This window comes from Mediterranea sp. ET5 (assembly GCF_023337025.1).
Taxonomy (GTDB): Bacteria; Bacteroidota; Bacteroidia; order Bacteroidales; family Bacteroidaceae; genus Phocaeicola_A.
Map to the genome: position 1 here is coordinate 1 of NZ_JAMBLN010000050.1, position 381 is coordinate 381.

General features: G+C 48.8%; 1 protein-coding gene. It reads right to left on the bottom strand.

The features are described from left to right. On the bottom strand, window positions 1–282 hold a 282-nt coding region (locus tag M3087_RS14290; protein WP_249096844.1), incomplete at its 3' end, for a hypothetical protein. Between the last annotated feature and the right edge of the window lie 99 nt (window positions 283–381).

A 381-nucleotide genomic window follows, 5' to 3' on the forward strand; every position in this document is an offset into this window, starting at 1 on the left:
TCTGCCAAACACAATTGTTTCGCGCCCGGAAGTCCAATCTTTGGAAAATGAAACGCAAAAACACCGGGTTTCCTTCTCCAGAAGGTGTACCGTGTCAACAAATCGGAAGGTAATAAAAAGGGAACCATTAGGGACGGGAAGCAGAAAAAGGACACCCATCCGTTCCCAACACCCTCCGGAATGTTGTTCCAACACCCCTGTCTGCATCAATCTGTATTTTGCGAATCGCCCGAGAAGGGCCTCCGAATCCACCAAATCGTATTTTGGTGCGAGGAATGACATTGTAGACCCCTTCATTTGACATTTTGTCAAGACGTAATTCAATAAACGTCCACCACACGAATGTAGGGGCGACCGGTCTGGTCGCCCGGTCCAACAACG